General features: G+C 72.7%; 23 protein-coding genes. 14 read left to right on the top strand and 9 right to left on the bottom strand.

The window, feature by feature from the left end; all coding sequences use genetic code 11:
• Positions 1-98: 98 nt before the first annotated feature.
• Positions 99-2138, top strand: a complete 2040-nt coding sequence (locus CTE05_RS02155; RefSeq protein WP_146844444.1) for a glycosyl hydrolase family 28-related protein — start codon at positions 99-101, stop codon at positions 2136-2138.
• 99 nt (positions 2139-2237) lie between these two features.
• Entirely contained in the window at positions 2238-2762 is a 525-nt protein-coding gene (locus tag CTE05_RS02150; protein WP_146844443.1) for a class I SAM-dependent methyltransferase, read from the top strand.
• 182 nt (positions 2763-2944) lie between these two features.
• On the opposite strand, the gene CTE05_RS02145 is transcribed toward CTE05_RS02150, so the two are convergent.
• Positions 2945-4222, bottom strand: coding sequence for an alpha-amylase family glycosyl hydrolase (locus tag CTE05_RS02145; RefSeq protein ID WP_146844442.1), 1278 nt, complete (start codon positions 4220-4222; stop codon positions 2945-2947).
• 147 nt (positions 4223-4369) lie between these two features.
• Between CTE05_RS02145 and CTE05_RS02140 the strand changes: the two genes are divergently transcribed.
• Complete coding sequence (locus CTE05_RS02140; protein WP_146844441.1) at positions 4370-4711, top strand: YnfA family protein; 342 nt, start codon at positions 4370-4372, stop codon at positions 4709-4711.
• A 14-nt stretch (positions 4712-4725) separates the two neighbouring features.
• Here the strand turns inward: CTE05_RS02140 and CTE05_RS02135 are convergent, their stop codons facing one another.
• On the bottom strand, positions 4726-5079 hold the full coding sequence (locus CTE05_RS02135; RefSeq protein ID WP_146844440.1) for an MmcQ/YjbR family DNA-binding protein: 354 nt from the start codon (positions 5077-5079) through the stop codon (positions 4726-4728).
• A gap of 169 nt (positions 5080-5248) precedes the next feature.
• Here CTE05_RS02135 and CTE05_RS02130 point away from each other — a divergent pair, with 169 nt between their 5' ends.
• Both CTE05_RS02130 and CTE05_RS02125 read left to right on the top strand, forming a co-directional pair.
• On the top strand, positions 5249-5530 hold the full coding sequence (locus CTE05_RS02130; RefSeq protein WP_146844439.1) for a hypothetical protein: 282 nt from the start codon (positions 5249-5251) through the stop codon (positions 5528-5530).
• 79 nt (positions 5531-5609) lie between these two features.
• The gene (locus CTE05_RS02125) at positions 5610-6362 is read left to right on the top strand and encodes a M15 family metallopeptidase (RefSeq protein ID WP_146844438.1); all 753 of its coding nucleotides are present in this window, start codon (positions 5610-5612) and stop codon (positions 6360-6362) included.
• Between the two features lie 8 nt (positions 6363-6370).
• Here the strand turns inward: CTE05_RS02125 and CTE05_RS02120 are convergent, their stop codons facing one another.
• Positions 6371-6745 (bottom strand): iron chaperone, encoded by a 375-nt coding sequence (locus tag CTE05_RS02120; RefSeq protein ID WP_146844437.1) that lies wholly within the window; start codon positions 6743-6745, stop codon positions 6371-6373.
• A 207-nt stretch (positions 6746-6952) separates the two neighbouring features.
• Between CTE05_RS02120 and CTE05_RS02115 the strand changes: the two genes are divergently transcribed.
• Positions 6953-7228, top strand: a complete 276-nt coding sequence (locus CTE05_RS02115; protein WP_146844436.1) for an iron-sulfur cluster assembly accessory protein — start codon at positions 6953-6955, stop codon at positions 7226-7228.
• Positions 7229-7371: 143 nt separating this feature from the next.
• Here the strand turns inward: CTE05_RS02115 and CTE05_RS02110 are convergent, their stop codons facing one another.
• Positions 7372-7992, bottom strand: coding sequence for a CE1759 family FMN reductase (locus CTE05_RS02110; RefSeq protein ID WP_146844488.1), 621 nt, complete (start codon positions 7990-7992; stop codon positions 7372-7374).
• Positions 7993-8012: 20 nt separating this feature from the next.
• Complete coding sequence (locus CTE05_RS02105) at positions 8013-9167, bottom strand: LLM class flavin-dependent oxidoreductase (RefSeq protein WP_146844435.1); 1155 nt, start codon at positions 9165-9167, stop codon at positions 8013-8015.
• Between the two features lie 207 nt (positions 9168-9374).
• Between CTE05_RS02105 and CTE05_RS02100 the strand changes: the two genes are divergently transcribed.
• The 8 genes from CTE05_RS02100 (at position 9375) to CTE05_RS02065 (ending at position 17457) form a co-directional block, all read left to right on the top strand.
• Positions 9375-10454, top strand: coding sequence for a response regulator (locus CTE05_RS02100; protein ID WP_246123197.1), 1080 nt, complete (start codon positions 9375-9377; stop codon positions 10452-10454).
• A complete protein-coding gene (locus CTE05_RS02095; protein WP_146844433.1) occupies positions 10451-11419 on the top strand; it encodes an ATP-grasp domain-containing protein in 969 nt (322 codons plus the stop codon). Before CTE05_RS02100 ends, CTE05_RS02095 begins: the two co-directional genes overlap by 4 nt.
• Positions 11416-12129 (top strand): PHP domain-containing protein, encoded by a 714-nt coding sequence (locus tag CTE05_RS02090; protein WP_146844432.1) that lies wholly within the window; start codon positions 11416-11418, stop codon positions 12127-12129. Before CTE05_RS02095 ends, CTE05_RS02090 begins: the two co-directional genes overlap by 4 nt.
• Positions 12126-13610 carry a glycosyltransferase family 2 protein gene (locus CTE05_RS02085; RefSeq protein WP_146844431.1) on the top strand — a complete coding sequence of 495 codons (1485 nt, stop codon included), beginning with the start codon at positions 12126-12128 and terminating at the stop codon, positions 13608-13610. The genes CTE05_RS02090 and CTE05_RS02085 overlap by 4 nt, the downstream gene beginning before the upstream one ends.
• Positions 13607-13792, top strand: a complete 186-nt coding sequence (locus CTE05_RS02080; RefSeq protein ID WP_146844430.1) for a hypothetical protein — start codon at positions 13607-13609, stop codon at positions 13790-13792. The genes CTE05_RS02085 and CTE05_RS02080 overlap by 4 nt, the downstream gene beginning before the upstream one ends.
• Positions 13789-14139 carry a response regulator gene (locus tag CTE05_RS02075; RefSeq protein ID WP_146844429.1) on the top strand — a complete coding sequence of 117 codons (351 nt, stop codon included), beginning with the start codon at positions 13789-13791 and terminating at the stop codon, positions 14137-14139. Before CTE05_RS02080 ends, CTE05_RS02075 begins: the two co-directional genes overlap by 4 nt.
• 7 nt (positions 14140-14146) lie before the next feature.
• Positions 14147-15937, top strand: coding sequence for a sensor histidine kinase (locus CTE05_RS02070; RefSeq protein ID WP_146844428.1), 1791 nt, complete (start codon positions 14147-14149; stop codon positions 15935-15937).
• Between the two features lie 116 nt (positions 15938-16053).
• Positions 16054-17457, top strand: a complete 1404-nt coding sequence (locus tag CTE05_RS02065) for an FAD-binding oxidoreductase (RefSeq protein ID WP_146844427.1) — start codon at positions 16054-16056, stop codon at positions 17455-17457.
• A gap of 3 nt (positions 17458-17460) precedes the next feature.
• Here CTE05_RS02065 and CTE05_RS02060 read toward each other — a convergent pair whose 3' ends face one another.
• From CTE05_RS02060 to CTE05_RS02045, 4 genes are all read right to left on the bottom strand, one after another.
• On the bottom strand, positions 17461-17676 hold the full coding sequence (locus CTE05_RS02060; protein WP_146844426.1) for a hypothetical protein: 216 nt from the start codon (positions 17674-17676) through the stop codon (positions 17461-17463).
• Entirely contained in the window at positions 17657-18394 is a 738-nt protein-coding gene (locus CTE05_RS02055; RefSeq protein WP_146844425.1) for a signal peptidase I, read from the bottom strand. The genes CTE05_RS02060 and CTE05_RS02055 overlap by 20 nt, the downstream gene beginning before the upstream one ends.
• Before the next feature lie 5 nt (positions 18395-18399).
• A complete protein-coding gene (locus tag CTE05_RS02050; RefSeq protein ID WP_186814695.1) occupies positions 18400-19089 on the bottom strand; it encodes a TasA family protein in 690 nt (229 codons plus the stop codon).
• 72 nt (positions 19090-19161) lie between these two features.
• Positions 19162-21282 carry a putative bifunctional diguanylate cyclase/phosphodiesterase gene (locus CTE05_RS02045; protein WP_246123196.1) on the bottom strand — a complete coding sequence of 707 codons (2121 nt, stop codon included), beginning with the start codon at positions 21280-21282 and terminating at the stop codon, positions 19162-19164.
• Positions 21283-21309 lie beyond the last annotated feature (27 nt).

Here is a 21309-nt window from a genome sequence, read left to right as displayed (position 1 = left end):
CTCCTCGATTGTCCAGAACGTACGGTGTGTCCCGTCCACGCGGCCTGGTGCCTCCCTGTCAGCACCGAGCCGTCCCGGCTGCGCAAGGAGGCGCTCCCGTGAGGAACACCGTCATCAGGCCCCGCCGTTGTGCGGCCCGCACGCTCGCCCTCGTGCTCGCGGCCGTCGTCGTCGTGGGCACCGGGAGCGCGGCGTCGGCCCACGGCCGCCCACCGGCACCCGCGCCCACCCCCGTCACCCGAGCAGCCCTCGACCCCGCGCTGGTCAGCGGGCGCGGTGCGGCGGTCGGGTTCCTCGAGCAGGAGGCGGAGAAGGCGGTCACCACCGGCACGGTGATCGGCCCCGACCGGACCGCGTACACGCTGCCCGCGGAGGCGTCGGGCCGCTCGGCCGTGCGGCTGCAGCCGGGGCAGCACGTCGAGTTCACGCTGCCGCGGGCCGCGAACGCGCTCACCGTGCGGTACTCGATCCCCGACTCGGCCACCGGCGGCGGCATCACCGCCCCGCTCGACGTCACCGTGAACGGCTCGGGCAAGCGGACCATGACGCTGACCTCGCAGTACTCGTGGCTCTACAACCAGTACCCGTTCAGCAACGACCCGAACGCCGGCCTGCTGCACCCCGACTGGTGGATCACCGAGTGCGCGTGCGTGCCCGCGGCGACGACGCCCACCCCGACGATCACGACGCCGTTCCGGCCCATGCACTTCTACGACGAGCAGCGGCTCCTGCTCGGTCGCACCTACCCCGCGGGCGCGAAGGTCCGGCTGACCGCACCGAAGGGCACGAACGCCGCCTGGACCGTCATCGACCTGCTCGACTCCGAGGTCGTCGGGGCGCCGCACGTCCGGCTCAAGGCCGCGAACGTCCTGCTGTTCGGCGCGGACCCGTTCGGTCGCAAGGACTCGGCGAACGCGTTCGACAAGGCCATCGCGTACGCGCAGAAGAAGGACCTGCCCGTCTACGTGCCGCCGGGCGTCTACCAGGTGAACCGGCACATCATCGTCGACGACGTGACGATCGAGGGGGCCGGCAGCTGGTACACGATCATCAAGGGTCGCGAGATGGCGCTCCCCACCCCGGCGCCCGACGGCTCCGTGCACACCGGGGTCGGCTTCTACGGCAAGGACGCCGCGGTGGGCGGCTCGTCGAACGTGCACCTGTCCGGGTTCGCCATCCAGGGTGACGTGCGCGAACGCATCGACACCGACCAGGTCAACGGCATCGGGGGCGCGCTGAGCGACTCCACGATCGACGGGCTCTACATCCAGCACACCAAGGTCGGCGTCTGGGTGGACGGCCCGATGGACAACCTGGTCGTGAAGAACAGCTACTTCGTGGACCAGATCGCCGACGGCCTGAACTTCCACACCGGCGTCACCAACTCCGTCGCGTCGAACAACTTCGTGCGCAACACCGGTGACGACGGCCTCGCGATGTGGGCCGAGAAGACCACGAACTCCGGCAACCGGTTCGAGAACAACACCGTCCAGACGCCGACCCTCGCCAACGGGATCGCCATCTACGGCGGCCACGACACGACACTCGTCGGCAACCTCGTGGCCGACCCGATCCGGGAGGGCAGCGGCATCCAGGTCGGGTCCCGGTTCGGCGCCGAGCCGTTCACCGGGAGCCTGTGGATCACCGACAACACGACCGTCCGCGCCGGCACCTACGAGCTCAACTGGAACATCGGGCTCGGCGCGATCTGGTTCTACGCGCTCCAGGGCGACATCGAGGCGGACATCCAGGTGGTCGGTGACCACTTCCTCGACAGCACCTACAACGCGATCATGGTCGTCGCCGACTGGCCGGTGAAGGACCTCTACTCCGTCACGAACATCCACTTCAAGGACATCCGCGTGGACGGCACGGGCACCTCCGTGCTCAGTGCGCGGGCCGCCGGTTCCGCGACGTTCGAGAACGTCGACGCACGCAACGTCGGTGCCGTCGGCATCAACAACTGCGGTGCGTTCACCTTCCCGCCCACCGGCTCGGAGTGGTCGTCCGTCGACCTCGGCGGCAACGACGGCGGCGGCACCACCGGCCCGTGGTTCGCCCCGTGGCAGCTGCCGAACACCATCACCTGCGACGACCGGCCGCCGGTCGTGGCTCCTCCGGCGCCGTCGCCCTGGTGACAGGACCACCGCAGGGGGTGCGGTGAGCGAGGGGCGGCGAGCCGGCTGGGTACCGGCCCGCCGCCCTTCGCGCGCCAGCAGGCGCTAGCGTGCGTGACCATGCCGGACGACGTCCCCGACCGCTTCCGCTGGGCGGTCGACGTGATGCAGGTCCGGCCCACCGACCGCGTGCTCGAGGTGGGCTCCGGCCGCGGAGTCGCAGCCGCCCTGGTCGCCCACGGCCTCGACGGCGGCCACGTGCTCGGTCTGGACCGCTCCGCGACGATGACCACGGCCGCCCTCCGGCGCAACCAGGCACACGTCGCGGCCGGAGCCGTCGCGTTCCGCACCACCTCGCTGGCCGACGTCGACCTCCCGCCGGCGTCCTTCGACGTGGCCTTCGCGTTCAACGTGAGCCTCTTCTGGACCTCGCCCGCGCGGGAGCTGGCGGTGCTGGCGCGGGCGCTCGTCCCCGGCGGCCGGTTGTTCGTGTTCCACCAACCGCCGTCCCCCGAGAAGAACCCCGCGGTCGTCGAGGCAGCAACCCGGCTCCTGACCGGCGCCGGCTGGACGGTGCTCGAGACCCTGGTCGCAGACACCTCACCCGTCGAGTCGGTCTGCCTGGTCGCCCGGCACGAACCCTGAGCCTCGCCGGGCACCACCAGCGGGAGCCGACCGCGCGGGAAGCACCCACGCGTGCTGACGGCGAGCCTTGCGCTGCCGCGTACGGCATGAGGCCGCCGGGGCCGTGTGCCACTGCGCGGCGAGGGTGCGTGTCGGACTTCTACGGCGCGACGACGGCGGGCGGTGCGCTGCGCGTCGAACCCCTACGGTGCGACGACGGCCCAGCCGTGCGGTGCGACGTCGTCCCGCGTGCGGGTGCCGTCGTCGCTCGCGAGGACCTCGCCGGCCGGTCGCGCGAGCGGCTCGTCGTCCAGGTTCAACGCGACCACCAGGGCGTCGTCGCCGTCGCGGACCTCGTAGACGAACGTCGTGTTCGTGAGCGTGACCTGGCTGGTGCGTGCGCGGTGCAGCCACGGGTGGCGGCGGCGCAGACCGATCAGCTCCTGGTGCAGCCGCAGGACGGCGTTCTGCGCGACACCCGGACCGTCCGCGGCGAGCTCGGGGCGGACCGCGTCGTCGCCCCCCTCACGCTCCTCCTTCACCCCCGTGAACCCGAGCTCGTCTCCCGCGTAGACCGTCGGTGTCCCCCCGACCGTGCAGAGCACGACGACGGCGTGCGCCCGGTGGCGCGGGTCCTCGATCATGCTCGCGATGCGCGTCGTGTCGTGGTTGCCGACGAACGTCTGCGGGGCGAACGACTCGAGGAACTCGTCGTGCCGCGTCAAGGACCAGGCCAGCTCCCACAGGTTGGCGTCGTTGATCGAGCTCCAGACGGCCTTCCACAGCTCGTACTGGGTGACCGAGTCGACCGTCGACTCCTGCACGAACGCGGGGTAGTCGCCGTGGATGACCTCCGCGACGAACCACGCGTCCGGGTGCTCGGCGCGCACGCGCGGCAGGACCTGCGCCCAGAACTGCGTCGGCACCGCGTACGCCGCGTCCAGACGCCAGCCGTCGGCACCGCGGCCCAGCCAGTGCGTCATCACGCGGACCACGTAGTCCACGACGCCGGGGTGCGCGTGGTCCAGGGTGACCAGCGCGCCGTGCCCCTCGAACCCGACGAACCCGCCATCCTCGTCGCGCAGCAGCCAGACGTCGTCGTCGGACCGGCCCTCCAGCGCGTCGACCGACCGCCGAGCGATCGCCGAGTCACGGCCCACGTGGTTGAAGACCCCGTCGAGCAGCACCTTCAGCCCGCGACCGTGCGCCTCCGCGACGAGCGCGTCGAAGTCGCCGTCGTCGCCGAGGCGGGGGTCGATGCGCAGGTGGTCGACGGTGTCGTAGCCGTGCGTGCTCGATGCGAACACGGGACCGAGCAGGACACCCGAGGCCCCGAGCGCGACGACGTGGTCGAGCCACGCGACCAGGCGGCCCAGGCGGTGCTCGTCGGGACCAGGCGGCTCTCCCGGGTACGCGCCGACGGCTCCGAGCGGGTAGACGTGCCACCAGATCGCGTGTCGGACCCAGTCGGGCTCGGTCATCGGTTCCCTCGTCCCCGTCGTGGTTCGTCGTCGAGCGTAGGCCGTGGCCGTGGCCGCCGCAGGTGCCCGGACCTGAGTGCGCCCCGGATAGGGTCTGCCCATCGCTGCCGGACCAGCGCCCCGGCACCGGCACAGGCTGGAGGATCGATGACCGTCGCCCGGTCCGTGGTGCTGTTCGTGGCTGCCGCCCTGCTCGAGATCGGCGGTGCGTGGCTGATCTGGCAGGGCGTGCGGGAGCACCGTGGCTGGGCGTGGATCGGGGCCGGCGTCGTCGCCCTCGGTGTGTACGGCTTCGTCGCGACGCTGCAGCCCGACGCCCACTTCGGCCGCATCCTCGCCGCGTACGGCGGCGTGTTCGTCGTCGCCTCGCTGGTGTGGGGGATGGTCGCCGACGACTTCGTGCCCGACCGCTGGGACATCATCGGCGCGCTCGTCTGCATGGTCGGCGTCGCCCTGATCATGTACGGCCCGCGGTCCTCGGGCGGCTGACCGGTCGCCGACCGTCAGCCACCCTCCTGCGGGGGGCCCAGGTGCGGGTACCGGCGCCGCAGCACGGGCGGCGCAGCCCACCACCACGACTCCGCGAGGTGCGCCTGCAACGTCTCGGCGTCCACGACGTCCATCGCGATCAGGACCAGGTTCGTGCCGGCGTGGTGGTCGGTGGTCGAGTACAGCGCGGGCTCCTGCTCCACCAGCGCCAGACGCTCCCCGTCGTCCTCGACCCGGACGGTGAGCCGGTCCTCGTCCCACAGGCGCGCCACGAGGTTCCGGTGGAACCACGCCGGCTGCCCCCAGCTCTGCCGCTCCGTCACCTCCGGCAGCGCGAGTGCCGCCCGGCGGGCGTCGTCGAGGTCCATCCGGCCATCCTGTCGCGGACCACCGACACCGGAGGACGGACCGGGCACACGGAGGGCCGCCCGCGCCGCCGATCCCTGCCGACGCCGATGCCGCGTCCTCGAGCGGCTGTCTCCTGCACCCTCAGGTTCACCCGATCCGGCGCTCGTGAGGCACTCGTACACTTGTTCGATGGTCCGGGAGGTCGACTGGTCGAAGTGGCAGCGGACGCCGCGCGGCTGGGTGCGGGTGCCGCCGCAGGGCTGCCCGGCGGGCCACCGGTGGACGACGAGCGGTCCGGGTCGGCCGTCGGAACGGTTCGTCACGTGCGGGTGCACGGTCGACCGGCACCACACGCTCTGGGTGTGCCCGACGTGCGGGATGCACTGCGCGGAGGGCTGCACGGACACGGAGCTGTGGGCGGGCACGACGGTGTCGTCGGGGATCGTCGGCAGCCGACGCGGTCGGGTGTGAGCCCGAGCGGACGAGGCCGCCAGGATCGCGCGGAGAGGTCGGCGGTGCCGGGCGACGGTGTCGCGGGATAGTGGGTGCCATGAGGGGTCGGCGGGGCGTCGCGGTGCTGGTCGTCGCGGTGCTGTGCGCGTCGTGCGCGTCGTCGCGGGCCAGCCGTGCCCCGGCCCCGACCGGGACGGCGGTCGTGCCGTCGAGCCCGGCGCCCGTGACCGCCCCGGCGGTCCCGGACCTGCCGGACGCGCCGGTCGTCGCAGTGCCGCCCCCGGAGTTCACGTCCACCGTCTCCGAGATCACCCCCGAGCTGGCCACCCGCATGGAGCCGTCGTGGCGTCCGGGGTGCCCGGTCCCGCTGGAGGACCTCCGCTACGTCACGGTCACCCACCGCGACTTCGACGGCGAGAAGGTCCAGGGGGAGCTCGTCGTGCACGCCGACGCGGCGGAGGCCATGGTCACCGTGTTCCGCACCCTGTTCGAGGCCGGCTACCCGATCCGGTCGATGCGGCTGGTCGACGACTTCGACGCCAGCGACGACGCGTCGATGGACGCGGACAACACGTCGGCCTTCAACTGCCGGGCCATCACCGGCGGCACGGGCTGGTCGGAGCACGCGTACGGGCGGGCGATCGACGTCAACCCGGTCGAGAACCCCTACGTGTCGGGCTCGTCGGTGGGACCTCGTGCCGGCCGGGCGTTCGTGAACCGGCCGGACAGCCCGGGGGTGATCCACGACGACGACGAGGTGGTGCGCGCGTTCGCCTCCGTCGGGTGGCTCTGGGGCGGCGACTGGGACTCCCCGGTCGACTACCAGCACTTCTCGCCGTCGGGACGGTGAGAGGGCGGTCAGCCCAGCCGTGCGTCGACCTCCGCCATGCGGCGCTCGGCGACGAGCCGCACGGTCGCGGCGCTCAGGGGTGCGGCGGCGTCGAACTGCAGGGTGGCGCCGGACAGCTTCCCCTCGTCGAGCACCCCCGCGAGCGACGTCGCCAGCGGCGGGCTCATGAGGTGCAGGCTGCAGTGCGACTTCGCGACCGACAGCGCGACGAGCCCGGTCCCGCGGTACCGGATGGTCGGGACCTGGTAGGAGATGACCTCCTCGGCGCCGGGAACCACCTGGAGCAGCCGGTCGCGTACGAGACGCAGCGCTGCGCCCTGCTCGGGCGGGACGGCGTCGAGGTACTCCTCGACGGTGGTCGCGGGATAGCCCTCGCGGACCATGGATCCTCCTCGGGACGCGGGATGCGGCCGCTAGTGCGCAGGGTAGGGCGGCCCCCCGGGGAGCGCGAGCCCAGGAGCGGTCTGGACACCCGAGGTCTCGCCCAGCGGACCTCGGGTTGCACCGGCGGTGCGGACCTGAGCACGGTGGAGACGTCCGATCGAGCCGCCCGCAACGGTGGCGCCACCGGCAACCGAGAGGAGAGCCTCGTGCTCACCCTGACCGACACCGCCCGCACCGCTGTCCACACGCTGACGACGAAGGCCGGCCTTCCCGACGAGACCGGGGGCCTGCGGATCGCGCAGCAGGAGGCCGGCGGCTTCGCGCTGGCGCTCGTCCCGGAGCCGTTCCCGGGCGACGACGTCGTGACCGACGGAGCGACCCGGGTGTACGTGGATCCCGAGGCGTCCGTGACGCTCGCCGACCAGCGCCTGGACGTCGAGCCGGCGCCTGACGGGACGATGTTCACGCTCAGCCCGCAGTAACCCCTGGGCAGCCCGCCGCGGCGCGGGCGCGAGGAGACGACGGCGAGGACCCTTCCCCCTCCGAGGTCCTCGCCGTCGTCGCGCCGCGGGACGACGACGGGCCCGACGCGAGTGCGTCGGGCCCGTCGTGGTGTGCGGGGAGGTCAGGCGCCGCCGAGCAGCTGCTCGAACGACGGCACGGCGTCGTAGAGGCCGACGGGCGCGGACGGCTCCCGGTCGGCGACCATCTCGGCGAGCTCCCGGCCGGCGCGACGGATCCGCTGGGGGAGGGGGTTGACGTCGTCCCCGCCGCCGTCCGCCCAGTCGTCGGTGGCCGCGAACACGGCCGTCCCGGCGACGTCGGCCCGCAGGTAGGCGAACAGCGGGCGCAGGGCGTACTCGAGCGCCAGCGAGTGCCGGCCGGTGCCGCCGGTCGCGCCGACGAGCACGGGCCGTCCGACGAGGGCGTCCTTGTCGAGGATGTCGACGAACGACTTGAACAGCCCCGAGTAGGACGCGGAGAAGATCGGCGTCACGGCGATGACGCCGTCGGCGGCCGCGACCTTCTCGAGGACGTCCTTGAGCGGCCCGGAGGCGAACCCGGAGAGCGTCATGTTGACGACCTCGTGGGCGGTGTCGCGCAGCTCGACGTGCTCGACCGTCGCGGTGATGCCGCGGGCGGCGAGCTCGGAGACGACTCCGTCGGCGAGGCGGTCGGCCAGCAGACGCGTCGACGAGGGCTGGGACAGCCCGGCCGAGATGACGACGATGGAGCGGTTGCTCATCGTGATGCCTTTCCCGAACGTCATGAGGAGAGCGAGTCTTCGGCCCGGAGGCCCGTGAAGGTGTCCTCGGCGACGACCTGCTCGTGCACCGTACCCGCGGCGCGGGCGGCCGCGACCCGGGACGCGTGCGACGGCGGGTCGGCCGGCACGTGCGCGGGACGGGCGGACTCGGCCTCGGCGCGCAGCACGGGGACGACCTCGGTCGCGAGGATGTCGATCTGCTCCAGCACGGTCTTCAGCGGGAGCCCCGCGTGGTCCATGAGGAACATCTGGCGCTGGTAGTGCCCGACCTGGTCGCGGAACTTCCCGTACCGGTCGATGACCTGCTGCGGGCTGCCGACGGTCAGCGGGGTGTCGCGCGCGAAGTCCTCCAGCGCCGGGCCGTGCCCGTAGACGGGCGCGTTGTCGAAGTAGGGCCGGAACTCGCGCACGGCGTCCTGCGAGTTCTTGTTCATGAAGACCTGCCCGCCGAGCCCGACGATGGCCTGGTCGGCCTGTCCGTGCCCGTAGTGCTCGTAGCGCTCGCGGTAGAAGTTCACCATCTGCGCGGCGTGCTCGAGCGGCCAGAAGATCGCGTTGTGCAGGAAGCCGTCACCGTAGTAGGCGGCCTGCTCGGCGATCTCGGGGCTGCGGATCGAGCCGTGCCACACGAACGGCGGGACGCCGTCGAGCGGCCGCGGGGTCGACGTGAAGCCCTGCAGCGGGGTGCGGAACTTGCCCTGCCAGTCCACGACGTCCTCCTCCCAGAGGCGACGCAGCAGCGCGTAGTTCTCGATCGCCAGCGGGATGCCCTGGCGGATGTCCTGGCCGAACCACGGGTACACGGGGCCGGTGTTGCCGCGGCCCATCATGAGGTCCATCCGACCGTCGGAGATGACCTGGAGCATCGCGTACTCCTCGGCCAGCCGGACCGGGTCGTTCGTGGTGATCAGGGTCGTCGCGGTCGACAGGATGATGTTCGTCGTCGTGCCCGCGAGGTAGCCGAGCATGGTGGTCGGCGACGACGGGACGAACGGCGGGTTGTGGTGCTCGCCCGTCGCGAAGACGTCCAGCCCCGCCTGGTCGGCGTGCTGGGCGATGGTGAGCATGTTGCGCACCCGCTCCGTGTCGTCCGGCGTCCGGCCGGTCGTCGGGTCGGTGGTGACGTCGCCGACGGTGAAGATCCCGAACTGCATCTCGCGCCTCGCTCAGTGAAGAGATTCCATGCGTTTGCATGTACTTGCCGCTCAACAGGGGTGCTCCGCCACCTATTCCCCGGCCCAGGACCAGGATGCGCGTCCATGTCCGAATCGTCCCGGTGGCGCGCGACGCCCGATGAGCCGCGCGCCGGGGAGCCCTATAGCGTGGGGCCACACCGGCCGGCTGGGGGAGGGCGACTCGGGGTGAACGAGCAGATCAGGGTGCTGGTCGTCGAGGACGACGCCGACACCGCGCAGTACGTGCGCACGGTGCTGGAGCGCCGCGGCGGCATGGACGTGACCGTGGTGCACGAGCCGATGTCCGCCCTCGCGGAGGTCGCGGCGAGCACGTTCGACGTGGTGCTGACGGACATCCAGATGCCCGGCATGAGCGGGCTCGACCTGCTGGGGGAGCTGCGCTCGCGCGCGGCCGGCACCCCGGTCGCGGTCATGACCGCCTTCGCCAGCGTCGACTACGCCGTCGAGGCGCTGCGTCGCGACGCCGACGAGTTCCTCGTCAAGCCCGTCGCCGCCGCGACGCTGCTCGAACGGATCACGGCGCTCGCCGTCGAGGGCCGTGCGAAGCGGGAGGCGGCCGGCTCGACGGAGGTCGTCCTGGCCGTCGGCGCGCACCCCGACGACGTCGAGATCGGTGTCGGAGCGACGCTCGCGTCGCATCGCGCCGCGGGCGACACCGTGGTGATCCTGACCCTGTCGAGCGGCGCGATCGGGGGCGACGTGCAGGCCCGCCGGCACGAGGCGCTCGCGTCCGCGGGCGTCATCGGGGCCCGCCTGTACCTGCACGACTTCGAGGACACCCGCCTCGATCCCGCCGGCGGCCTGATCACGACGATCGAGGACCTCATCCGCGAGATCGAGCCGACGATCGTCTACACGCACAGCGAGCACGACCGCCACCAGGACCACCGCGCGGTCCGGCAGGCCGTCGACGTCGCCGCCCGCCGGGTCCCGACGCTCGCGTGCTTCCAGAGCCCGTCGTCGACCATCGACTTCCGGCCCACCCGGTTCGTGCCCGTCGACGGCTTCATCGAGGCCAAGCTGCAGATGCTCGCCTCGTTCGAGTCGCAGTCGCACCGCGACTACATGGACCCGGACCTGGTCCGCGCGACGGCGCGGTACTGGTCACGGTTCGGGGGCGGGCAGCTGGCGGAGCCGTTGGAGATGGTGCGCGCAGCGGCGACCCTCAGCGGCAGGGCACGCGCCGCCGGTGTCGTGGCCGCACCGGAGTCGAACGTCGTCGAGGAACGCGGAGGGCACGCATGAGGGTCTTGGTCACGGGCGCGGGCGGCCCTGCGGGGGTCGCGGTCATCCGGTCGTTGCTGCGGCGCGGTGACGTCGAGGTGATCGCCGCGGACATGGACCGCTGGGCCAGCGCGCTGTACCTGGTGGACGCCGGGTCCCGGCACCTCGTGCCCGCCGGCCGCGCCGAGCACTTCGTCGACGTCGTGCGGGGGCTCTGCCGCGACGAACGGGTCGACGTGCTCTTCCCGACGGTGGACGTCGAGCTGCCCAAGCTCGCCGCCGCGCGCGACGAGCTGCTGGCCGACGGCACGATCCTCGCGTCGCCCGCGCTGCACACGCTCGAGACGTGCCTCGACAAGCTGGCGCTCGCGGCCGCGTGCGCCCGGACCGTGCGGGTGCCGCGCACCGAGCTGGTCGGCACGCCGCAGGCGGTGTCCGGCTGGGACTTCCCCGTCATCGTCAAGCCGCGCCGCGGCGCCGGGTCGCGCGGTGTCCGGCTGGTCGGGACGCAGGCCGAGCTCGACGCCGTGCACGACGCGGAGGAGGACCTGCTGGTCCAGGAGCTCCTGCCGGGCGACGAGTACTCCGTCGACGTGCTGGCGGGTCTCGACGGCCGGGTGATCGCCGCCGTGCCGCGCGCGCGGCTGCGGGTGGACTCCGGGGTCGCGGTCGCCGGGGTGACCGTGCACGACGACGAGCTCATCGAGACCGCGTCCGCGGTGGCCCGCGCGATCGGGCTCACGACCGTCGCCAACGTCCAGCTCAAGCGCGACGCCGACGGCCGCCCCGCCCTGCTCGAGGTGAACCCGCGGTTCCCGGGCGCCATGCCGCTGACCATCGCGGCGGGGGTCGACATGCCGTCCCTCACGCTCGACGCCGTGCTCGGCCGACCCCTGCCGGACCACGTCGACTTCCAGGAGATCGCGAACGTGCGATACCTCGAGGACGTCTTCCTCCCGATCGCCGACGTGCTGCCGGCCCCATGACGTCGGGCCCCTCCCTCGCGGGAGACCACCACGTCCACTCGACGTTCTCCGACGACGCGGTCAGCACCCCCGCCGAGAACCTCGCGGCCGCGCAGGCCGTGGGGCTGCGCGAGGTCCGGATGGTCGACCACGTGCGCGTGTCGACGACGTACGTCCCGGAGTTCCTCGCGGCGGTCCGCGCGCTGCCGACCGTCGACGGGCTGACGGTGCTGACGGGTGTCGAGGCGAAGATCCTCGACGCGTCCGGCGCCGTAGACGCGCCGCCCGAGGTGCTCGCCGCGCTCGGCACACCGTCCGGGCCGGACCGCGTCCTGCTCGCCGACCACCAGGTCCCCGGCCCGGACGGTCCGTGGAGCCCGCGGTCGACGCGGGCCCGGATCGAGGCGGGCCTGGACCCCGCCGACGTGGTCGAGATGCTGGTCACGGCCATGGTTCGCGCCATGCACGCCGTCGGGCGGGCGCAGCTGGCGCACCCGTTCTCGATCCTGCCGAAGATCGGCCTCACCGAGGACGCCGTACCGGACGACCTGCTCGACGCGCTCGCTGCTGCGGCCGTGCAGACGGGCACCCCCGTCGAGGTCAACGAGAAGTGGCACTGCCCGGGGCCGCGGGTCGCCGACCGGCTGCAGGCGGCCGGGGTGCTGCTCGTCGCGTCCACCGACGCGCACGAGGCCGCCGACGTCGGCGTGTACGACTGGGTGCACGGATGAGCGGGGTCGGACGCAGCGCCCTCGTCGCGATCCTCGTCACCCTCGTGGGCATCGGTGCCCTCCCGGTCCTCGCAGGGCTCTACCAGTACCTGCTCGTCCCCGTGCACGCGTTCCGCAACCACCTGCGCGCCGCCGCGCCGCACCTGCCGCGCGTCGTCGTCATCGTGCCCGCCTGGAACGAGGGCGCCGTACTGGCTGCCTCGCTCGACCGGCTGATGAGCCTGCAGTACCCGCCGGACCGGCTCAAGGTGTTCGTGGTCGACGACGCGAGCACGGACGACACCCCCGAGGTGGTCCGCGCCAAGGCGGCGCAGTACGACGACCGCATCGTGCACCTGCGTCGCGAGCAGGGCGGACAGGGCAAGGCGCACACCCTCAACCACGGCATCCGGTACGCCCTGGCGGACGACTGGATGCAGGCGCTGCTCATCATGGACGCCGACGTCATCTACCGGCCCGACTCGCTGCGCCGCATGGCCCGGCACCTCGCCGACGAGACGGTCGGGGCTGTCACGGCGTTCATCCGCGAGGGCAGCGGCCGGCCGGGCAGCGTGGCCCGCTTCATCGGGTACGAGTACGTGACCGCGCAGGCCGCCGCCCGGCGCGCGCAGAACGTCATGGGCGCCATGGCGTGCCTCGCGGGCGGTGCGCAGCTGCACTCGCGCGAGAACCTCGAGGCGGTCGGCGGGCAGGTGGACACCTCCACCCTGGCCGAGGACACCTACACCACGTTCCTCACGCAGCTCAACGGTCGTCGCGTCGTGTTCGAGCCGGCCGCCGTCGTGCTCGCCGAGGAGCCGGACACGGTCACCGCGCTGTGGAAGCAGCGGGTCCGCTGGGCCCGCGGGAACGTGCAGATCACGCGCGAGTTCCGGCGTGTCTGGTTCCGGCCGTCCCGCACGCACAACCTCGGCCACGTCGACTTCGGGATCATCTGGTTCGCGATCTACCTGCTGCCCGTCGCGATGGGGTTCGCGACGGTGGGGCTCGTCGGGCTGTACTTCGTCGCCGAGGTGACCGCGACGCAGGTGTTCCAGGGCTTCTGGTGGGTCGCGGTGACCGCGTACGTGTTCATCACCGCGGCGACGCTCATGCTCGACCGGGAGACGGCACGGCGCTCCTGGCTGCAGGGCCTGCTGTTCCCCGGGCTCGGCGCGCTCGTCGTGATGAGCGCCGCGTGGTTCCCGAACCTGTGGGAGGTTCGGATCCCCAGCCTGCTCGGGCTGGAGATGTCCGAGAACGGGCGGATGGTCTGGACGCTCACGCTCTACTCCTGGTCGGTGATCGCGATGGCGCTCGCCTGGGTGGTCAAGCTCCTGGAGAAGTCCCGTGCGGTGCGGTGGCTCGCCACGCCCCTGCTGTACGTGGTGGGCTTCGGTCCGGTGCTCTGTGCGATCACGCTGGACGCGTACGTCAAGCAGGCGCGGGGCGCGAGCGCGGCGTGGGACAAGACCGAGAAGACGGGACGGGTGATGGGATGAGCGGCTCTCACCGGGCGGCCCCGGGCGACGACGCCCGGTGGTGGGCGACGCTGACGCCCGACGCCCTCGAGGACGAGATCCGGTCCAACAGGCGATCGGAGCGACGGCTGCTGGTGGTCGTCGCGCTGGTCTCGCTGGCGATCACCGTCGCCGCGCTCCTGCTGCACGGCGGTGTGGCGTGACCGCCCGCGTCCTCATCGTCGACGACGAGCCCGACGAGCTCGCGCTGATCACCCGGCACGTGCGCCGCCTCGGGCACGACGCGGTCGGCGTGAAGAGCGCCGAGGAGGCGCTGGCCAACCCCGAGCTCGACACGGTGGACGTCGCCATCGTCGACCTGCGGCTGCCCGGGATGGGCGGCTGGGAGCTGATCGACGTCCTGCACGAACGCAGGCCCGACCTGCCCGTGGTGGTGACGTCCGTCCTCGACGCCGACGACTACCCGCACGTCGAGGCCTGGCTGCCGAAGCCGTTCACGGGCGACGGGGTCCAGGCCGCGCTGGCCCGAGCGCTCGCCGGCGGGTCGTGAGACCCGCATGACCGAGCTCTGGTCGAACGAGCGCACCGACCTGGTCACCATGGGGTCGCGCTACCTGCGCCGGCTCGCGCGCCACCTCGGGCCGGACGGCGGCGTGGTGGAGCGGCAGCTGCCGTTCGTCGGGGTGTTCATGGTCGCGCTGCTCACGCTCCTGATCCCGGGCGTCAACGTGGTCAGCCAGAGCGACATCGTGATCGCCGCCCTGCTCACCACCGGGCAGCTGCTCGCGGCCCGCTACCTGCCGTGGGCGCGCTGGCCCGAGGGCCGGCAGGACATCCTGCCCATGGTCCAGCTGCTGGCCGTGGCGTTCCTGCGCATCGGCACGGGCGGTCCCGGGTCGGCCTACACCACGCTCGTGTTCTTCCCGGTGATCACCCTGGCGTCGCAGCGTGACCGTCGGGGGATCGTGCTGGCGGCGCTCGGGGTGGCGGGCGTCGTCCTGTCGCCCGTCCTGCTCACGTCGAACGTCGAGCTCACCGTGGACACCGGCGTCCGCACCCTGTTCGTCACGCTCGTCGCCGTGGTGGTCGCCGCCACCGTCCACGAGATCACCGCCCGGCTGCGCGCGCGCAGCAACGCGCTCCTGTCGCTGCAGATGGACCAGGCGGTGCTCCTGGACCGTGCGCGCGCCGACGCCGCCTCGCTCGCCCGGGTCGCCGACCAGCGCCGCGCCGCGCGTGACGCCCTGGTCTCGGTGATCGACTCCGCGACCGAGCAGGCCATCATCGCGACGGACGCGACGGGCCTCGTCGAGGTCTTCAACGCCGGCGCGGAGCGGCTGCTCGGGTACGGGCAGGGCGAGGTGGTCGGGCGCCTGCGCCTGACCGACTTCCACGACCGGGACGAGCTGGAGGCGCGCCGCACGCTGCTCTTCGCCGACGACTCGCCGATCGACCACCCGCAGACCCTCGTCGACGCGCTCGTCGCACCGGCCGTGGCGGGGCGTCCGGAGGTGCGCGACTGGACCTACGTCACGCGCGACGGCACGCGGCTGACCGTCCGGCTCGCGGTCACCCGACGCTTCGAGGCGGACGGCACCACCACCGGGTACGTCGTCGTCGCGTCCGACGTCACGTCCGAACGGGAGGCGGCGCGGCTCCAGGACGAGTTCGTCAGCCTGGTCAGCCACGAGCTGCGCACCCCGTTGACCTCGGTCCTGGGCTACCTCGAACTGCTGACGGACGGTACCGATCCGCTCACCGACGAGCAGCGCGAGTACCTCACGGTGATCGAGCGCAACGCCCGGCGTCAGCTGCGGCTGGTCGGGGACCTGCTGCTCAGCGCCCAGGTGGACGCGGGACGGTTCTCGATCGCGCCCCAGGCCATCGATCTCGCCGACGTCGTGCACGCCGCGGTCGACGCCGCGAAGCCGGTGGCCGACGCGGCGGGGGTCACCCTCGCGGTGACCGCGCGGGCGACGCCGCTCAACGGCGACCCGGTGCGGCTCGGGCAGGCCGTCGACAACCTGGTCTCGAACGCGATCAAGTTCACGCCGTCGGGGGGCACAGTCTGGGTGGGCGTGACCTCTCGCGGGGAGCAGGGCGCGGAGGGTGCCGACGTCATCGTCTCGGACACGGGCATCGGCATCCCGCCCGACGAGCTCTCCCACCTGACCACGCGGTTCTTCCGTGCGTCCACGGCCACCCGGCGTGCCATCCCGGGCGTCGGGCTCGGGTTGTCGATCACCAAGGCGGTGGTCGACGCGCACGGCGGCTCGCTGTCGATCACCAGCACGGTCGGCGAGGGGACCGCGTTCACGATCACGCTCCCGGCGACTCCGCCCGGCTGACCTGTCGTACTCCGCGGTAACTTCGGACATCCCGGGATGTATCAGACGGGAGGCCCGCGTCCCTTCCTGCCCGTGCGTCGATGACGGCGCAGGAACAGGACGACGAAGGAACCCCCATGACCATCCTCAGCTCGCCGATCGGCGCGGACTACCGCCCCGCCACCACCGCGGCCGTCGCGGCGCTCACGGACGCCGGCGTGCCCGTGCACCTGCCGGGCACCGAGGCGTACGCCGCCCTGACCGGCACCAGCAACCTCACCAAGGCCATCCAGCCCGTCGCGGTCGTCCCCGTGCGTGACGCCGCGGACGTGAGCCGCACGGTGCGCGTGGCGGCGGCGGCAGGGCTGCGGGTCGCGGTCCAGAGCACCGGGCACGGTGCGACGGAGACGATGCAGGACGCGATCCTCGTGAGCACCTCGGCCCTCGACGAGCTGACCGTGCACGCCGACGAGCGCTGGGCGCGCGTCGGTGCGGGCGTGCGGTGGGCGGCCGTCCTCGACGCGTGCGCACCGCACGGGCTCGCAGGGCTGGCGGGGTCCTCACCGGACGTCGGGGTCGTCGGCTACCTGACGGGGGGCGGGCTGGGCCCGGTCGCCCGCACCCACGGGCTCGCCTCGGACACGGTCCGCGCGTTCGACGTCGTCACCGGGGACGGCGTCGCCCGCCGCGTCACCGCGACGAACCACCCCGAGCTGTTCTGGGGCCTGCGCGGCGGCAAGGGCACGCTCGGCATCGTCACCGCCGTCGAGATCGACCTCGTCGAGCAGGCGGAGCTCTACGCGGGCGCGCTCTGGTTCGCCGGGGCCGACGCCGCTGCCGTGGTCCGCACGTGGAGCCGGTGGTGCGACGTGCTGCCGGAGGAGGGCACCACGTCGGTCGCCGTGATGCGCCTGCCGGACCTGCCGTTCGTCCCCGAGCCGCTGCGCGGCACCACGTCGGTCGCCGTGCGGTTCGCGTGGACGGGTGACCCGGCCGTCGGCGAGGAGATGATCCGGGCGATCCGATCCGTCGCGACCCCCCTGATCGACACCGTGCAGGTCATCCCCTACGCCGCGCTCGGCGCGGTGCACACCGACCCCACGGACCCGATGCCCCTGCACGAGCACCACAGCCTGCTCGACGCGTTCCCGCTGGAGGCCGCCGACCGGCTGCTGGAGCTGGTGGGTCCCGACGCGCAGTGCGCCCAGGTGATGGTGGAGGTCCGCCAGCTCGGGGGCAAGGTGCTCGACGACGGCGGGGTGCCCAGCGCGTTCCCGTACCGCGACGCGGCGTTCTCGCTCTTCACGGTCGGCCTGATGATCCCGGAGGTCGCCCAGGTGGTCCCGCGGGACACCGCGCGCGTGCACGACGGGTTCGCGACGTGGGCCCGGGACGGTGGCCTGCCGAACTTCACCGACTCGGCGGGGCCGCAGTGGGCGGAGCGCGTGTTCACCCCCGCCGTCGCACGACGGCTCCAGACGCTCTCGATGGTGTACGACCCCGACGCGGTGCTGCTCGCCGCCCGGGGCGTCCGGTCCTGACCCCTACGGCTGCTCGGGCGCCACGACGAAGGTGATCGAGACGTCCGTGCTGTCGGTGAACTGCGCGGACGTCGCCCCGACCACCGGGCTCAGCAGGGCCGCGACCGCGAACGCGACCGCGACCCCGAGCCGCACGAGGCCGCCACGGTCCACGGACAGGAAGCTCCGCCGCGAGGGGGTGACCTCGGCGGCGGGACGCTCAGTCGAGGAGGAGCTCATCGACCCTCCTGTCCGTGTGGTCCGTCCTGGGGGCGGGACGGTCGCGCCGCGCGCGGCGGGCGTCACCCATCGCGAGCAGCTCGAGCGTAGCGAGCGCGAGCAGGGGAGGGACGAGCATCACCGCGCGCCCCTGCGCGGACCCGGCCCACTGCAGGACCCACCCCCAGCCCTCGTGCACGGCCAGCTGGACCCCGCGGATGCGCCCGATCGGTGTGGCGTTGACGTCGGCCTCCGCGTTGGCGTCGCCCTTGGTCACCACGTAGGACTTGGTCATGGGTTCGCCGTCGGCGCCGATCTTCTGCACCATGCGGCCGGTCGCCTCGTCCTGCTGGAGGTCGGGCAGCTTGCGCAGCGCGACGATCCGGTGCGTGACCAGCTCGTCGGACCCCGTCGGCCAGAACGAGATGACCTGGCCGACCTTCAGGTCGGACTCGTCGGAGATCGCCCGGAGCACGACCGCGTCGCCCGCCTCGAACTTCGGCGCCATCGAGCCCGACGTCACGATGAGGATCCGCTGCTGGTGGGCCTGGAACCACAGCGGCACGGCGAGCGACGTGGCGTACGCCAGGCCGCAGATGACGACGACCGTCCACAGGGCGACGCCGAGGAGGCGGCGCCACGTCGGCTTCGGGGCACGAGAGCGCCGTCGACCGGTCGCGCGCGGCGCGCGCCGGTCGACGGCTGGGGCGTCTCGTCGCCCGTCCGACCAGGGGGTCATCGAGCTCAGTTGTTGGCTGTCTGCTCGGCGTTGAAGATCAGGTCGAGATCCACCGCGGAGTCCTGGTACGCGTTGTCGGCCGCGATGGGGAAGTCGACCTGGAAGCAGAGCCACTCGCTGGTACCGGCGGCCAGGCTGCGGTCACCCGTGCTCGGCCCCGTCGTCGGGGAGCCGACCAGCGCGGTGGCCGTGGCCGGCCAGTCCTCGCCGACGCCCGCGTTGTTGATCGGGGTGAGGGCGGCGACGCCGGTCGCCGTGCAGGCGGTCTCCGACGTGACCTCGTACACGGACAGCGCGAGGATGTCGCGGAGGTCGCCGGCGGTGGCCGGCGGGTCCAGGACGGGGTCGTCCTCGGGGTTGGTGGTGGGCGTCGCGAAGTACGACACGGCGTACCGCAGCTCCAGCGAGCCGTTGCTCTGGACCTGCAGCGGCGTGAACGTCGAGTCCCCGGGAGCGAGGTTCTGCGGCGAGAACGTGAACGGCACCGCGTCGCCGATCTCCAGGTCCACCGTGCCGCTCTCGATCGTGGCGGACGTCGCGTCGTTGTCGGTGAAGATGGCCGACGTCGTCAGCGTCGTGGCGCCGACGGCCGCGAGGCCCACGATCGCCACGGTCGTCCAGAGCCGCCGTCGCCGCGGTGCGTCGTGGTGCACCGGCGCGGGGTCGATCATCTCTTGCAGCAGGTCGTCCATCATGTGGGAACCCCCGTAGGTGGAAAAAGGTGTTATCGGCATCGCAGCGCCCGACTTGAGCCGAACGCACGATACTCACCCGTTCGTGTCGCCCGTGCCAGGTGACCTCGGAGGACGCTGGTGGCGTGTCGTACTCGGACGCGTCGGCGCGACCGCGACGCCGCCCCGGGAACCACCCCGGTCCCGGCGCGGGCGCGGCACGGACGGGGTGAGCCGCAGGTCGTCGGCGGGCACGGCCTGCGAGTACAGGAAGCCCTGCGCCTGGTCGACGCCGAGCCGGCGCAGGATGACGGCGGTGGGCTCGTCCTCGACACCTTCGGCGACCACCCGCAGGTCGAACGAGTGGGCGAGGTCGACCATGGCCTGCACCACGACCTCGGACCCCTCACGGCCGTCGACGCCGAGGTCCGAGACGAACAGCCGGTCGATCTTGAGCTCGTCCACCGGCAGGTCCCGCAGCTGGGAGATCGACGTGTTCCCGATCCCGAAGTCGTCGATGGCCACCCGGATCCCGAGCGCGCCGAGGCGCTCCAGGACCGGCACCACCCGCGACGGGTCGGCCACCAGGGCGGTCTCCGTGATCTCGACCTCGAGCAGGTCCGCCGGCACGGTGTGCTCCTCCAGCAGCGACTCGATGAGGTCCACGACCGCGACGGTGGTGACGTCGTGCGCGGACAGGTTCACGGCCACGGGCGTCGCCCGGCCCTCGGCGCGCCAGGCGGCGAGCTGGGTGACGCACTCGGTGAGCGCGTACCGCGTGACGTCGTGGATGAGCCCCGACTGCTCCGCGAGCGGGATGAACGTGGTGGGCGGCAGGACCCCGCGCGTGGGGTGCACCCAGCGCATCAGCGCCTCGAGGCCCACGGTCCGCCCCGTCGCCAGCTCGATCTTCGGCTGGTAGTGCATGCGCAGCTCGCGGGGGCCGCCCGGGGGAGGGGTCAGCGCGCGGTGCAGGTCGCCCAGCAGCACGAGCCGCGCGGGCGACGAGTCGTCCTCGTCGGCGGAGTACACCGAGACGCCGGTGCGGTGGTGCTTGGCGGCGTACATCGCGACGTCGGCGGTGCGCATGAGGGACGACGGGTCGGTCGCGTGGTCGGGCAGGCAGGCGACGCCCACGGACGTGTCGACGTGCAGGGGCAGCTCACCGAGCATGAACGGCGGGACGAACAGCCCGCGCACGCGCCGGGCGAGCCGTTCGGCGTTCGCGACGGAGCGGACGTCGGGCAGCAGGATCGCGAACTCGTCGCCGCCGAGCCGCGCGACGACGTCGTCGTCCCGCAGCGCGCCGCGCAGGCGCTCGGCGACCTGCTCCAGCAGCTCGTCGCCGCGGTCGTGGCCGAGCGAGTCGTTGATGTCCTTGAACCGGTCGATGTCCAGGAGCATGAGCCCGACGCGGGAGCCGGTCTCCTCCGACTCGAGGATCGTGCGGCGCATCCGCTCCGCGAGCATGCGGCGGTTGGGCAGCCCCGTCAGCGAGTCGAGGAGCGCCAGGCGGGCGTTCTCCAGCGCCGTGGCCTGCAACCGCCGGGACGCCGTCCACACGGTCCGGAACAGCACCGTCCAGAGCGCCAGCAGGCCGATCGCCACGACGAGCGCGAGCGTGCGGACGGCCTCGGAGAGCGCGGCGGCCGCGGCCGTGTGGTCGAGCATCACCTCGGCGGCGCCGATCACGGTGTCCTCGCGCGCCGGGTCGGGGTCGACCACGTCGTCGGCCTGCACGGGCACGTAGACGTCCAGGACGTTCCGCTCGGTGCCGCCGCCGTCGCCGGTGTCGGCCCCGCGGACGTCCGTGATGACCCGCGCGCTCGGCTCGCCGCCGGTCGTGACGAGGTCCAGCCGGTCGCCGTCGGGGAACCCGGTCTCCGTCTTCTCGGCCGAGCTGTAGATGAGCGTGCCGTCGAGCGCCCAGAGCCGCAGCTCCACGAGCCGCTCGCCGAACCCGGAGGTCGCCTTCGCGACGGCGTCCTTCTCGGCCTCGTCCAGGATGTCCGGCAGGACGAAGGAGTCGGTCGGCACGGTCGCCGTGGCGTACGTCGTGACGGTCTCGGCGGTCGCGATCCCGTCGCGCACCGACTGCTGGCTCATCACGCTCCACGTGACCCAGACCAGCGCGCACCCGAGCACGCCCATGGCGATGCTGCTGATGACCGCGAACGACCGCGTCAGCGGCCAGCGGCGGCGGACGGCTCTTGGCACGTGGACCTCACGAGCTGGGGCGAGCGC

Origin of the sequence: Cellulomonas terrae (genome assembly GCF_007990265.1) — a bacterium.
Taxonomy (GTDB): Bacteria; Actinomycetota; Actinomycetes; order Actinomycetales; family Cellulomonadaceae; genus Cellulomonas; species Cellulomonas terrae.
Note: the sequence above shows the minus strand (reverse complement) of the source record. Positions and strands in the feature narration are given on the sequence as shown.

Bases quoted from the DNA above. Each gene is read 5' to 3' on its own strand.
- CTE05_RS02135 (WP_146844440.1), bottom strand. From the start codon at position 5,079: ATGGACCTCGACGACGCCCGCCGGGCGGCACTCGCGCTGCCGGAGGTG.
- CTE05_RS02085 (WP_146844431.1), top strand. From the start codon at position 12,126: ATGAGCGGGGTCGGACGCAGCGCCCTCGTCGCGATCCTCGTCACCCTC.
- CTE05_RS02055 (WP_146844425.1), bottom strand. From the start codon at position 18,394: ATGACCCCCTGGTCGGACGGGCGACGAGACGCCCCAGCCGTCGACCGG.
- CTE05_RS02125 (WP_146844438.1), top strand. From the start codon at position 5,610: ATGAGGGGTCGGCGGGGCGTCGCGGTGCTGGTCGTCGCGGTGCTGTGC.
- CTE05_RS02080 (WP_146844430.1), top strand. From the start codon at position 13,607: ATGAGCGGCTCTCACCGGGCGGCCCCGGGCGACGACGCCCGGTGGTGG.
- CTE05_RS02070 (WP_146844428.1), top strand. From the start codon at position 14,147: ATGACCGAGCTCTGGTCGAACGAGCGCACCGACCTGGTCACCATGGGG.
- CTE05_RS02110 (WP_146844488.1), bottom strand. From the start codon at position 7,992: ATGAGCAACCGCTCCATCGTCGTCATCTCGGCCGGGCTGTCCCAGCCC.
- CTE05_RS02050 (WP_186814695.1), bottom strand. From the start codon at position 19,089: ATGATGGACGACCTGCTGCAAGAGATGATCGACCCCGCGCCGGTGCAC.
- CTE05_RS02090 (WP_146844432.1), top strand. From the start codon at position 11,416: ATGACGTCGGGCCCCTCCCTCGCGGGAGACCACCACGTCCACTCGACG.
- CTE05_RS02060 (WP_146844426.1), bottom strand. From the start codon at position 17,676: ATGAGCTCCTCCTCGACTGAGCGTCCCGCCGCCGAGGTCACCCCCTCG.
- CTE05_RS02105 (WP_146844435.1), bottom strand. From the start codon at position 9,167: ATGCAGTTCGGGATCTTCACCGTCGGCGACGTCACCACCGACCCGACG.
- CTE05_RS02150 (WP_146844443.1), top strand. From the start codon at position 2,238: ATGCCGGACGACGTCCCCGACCGCTTCCGCTGGGCGGTCGACGTGATG.
- CTE05_RS02140 (WP_146844441.1), top strand. From the start codon at position 4,370: ATGACCGTCGCCCGGTCCGTGGTGCTGTTCGTGGCTGCCGCCCTGCTC.
- CTE05_RS02145 (WP_146844442.1), bottom strand. From the start codon at position 4,222: ATGACCGAGCCCGACTGGGTCCGACACGCGATCTGGTGGCACGTCTAC.
- CTE05_RS02095 (WP_146844433.1), top strand. From the start codon at position 10,451: ATGAGGGTCTTGGTCACGGGCGCGGGCGGCCCTGCGGGGGTCGCGGTC.
- CTE05_RS02130 (WP_146844439.1), top strand. From the start codon at position 5,249: ATGGTCCGGGAGGTCGACTGGTCGAAGTGGCAGCGGACGCCGCGCGGC.
- CTE05_RS02120 (WP_146844437.1), bottom strand. From the start codon at position 6,745: ATGGTCCGCGAGGGCTATCCCGCGACCACCGTCGAGGAGTACCTCGAC.
- CTE05_RS02065 (WP_146844427.1), top strand. From the start codon at position 16,054: ATGACCATCCTCAGCTCGCCGATCGGCGCGGACTACCGCCCCGCCACC.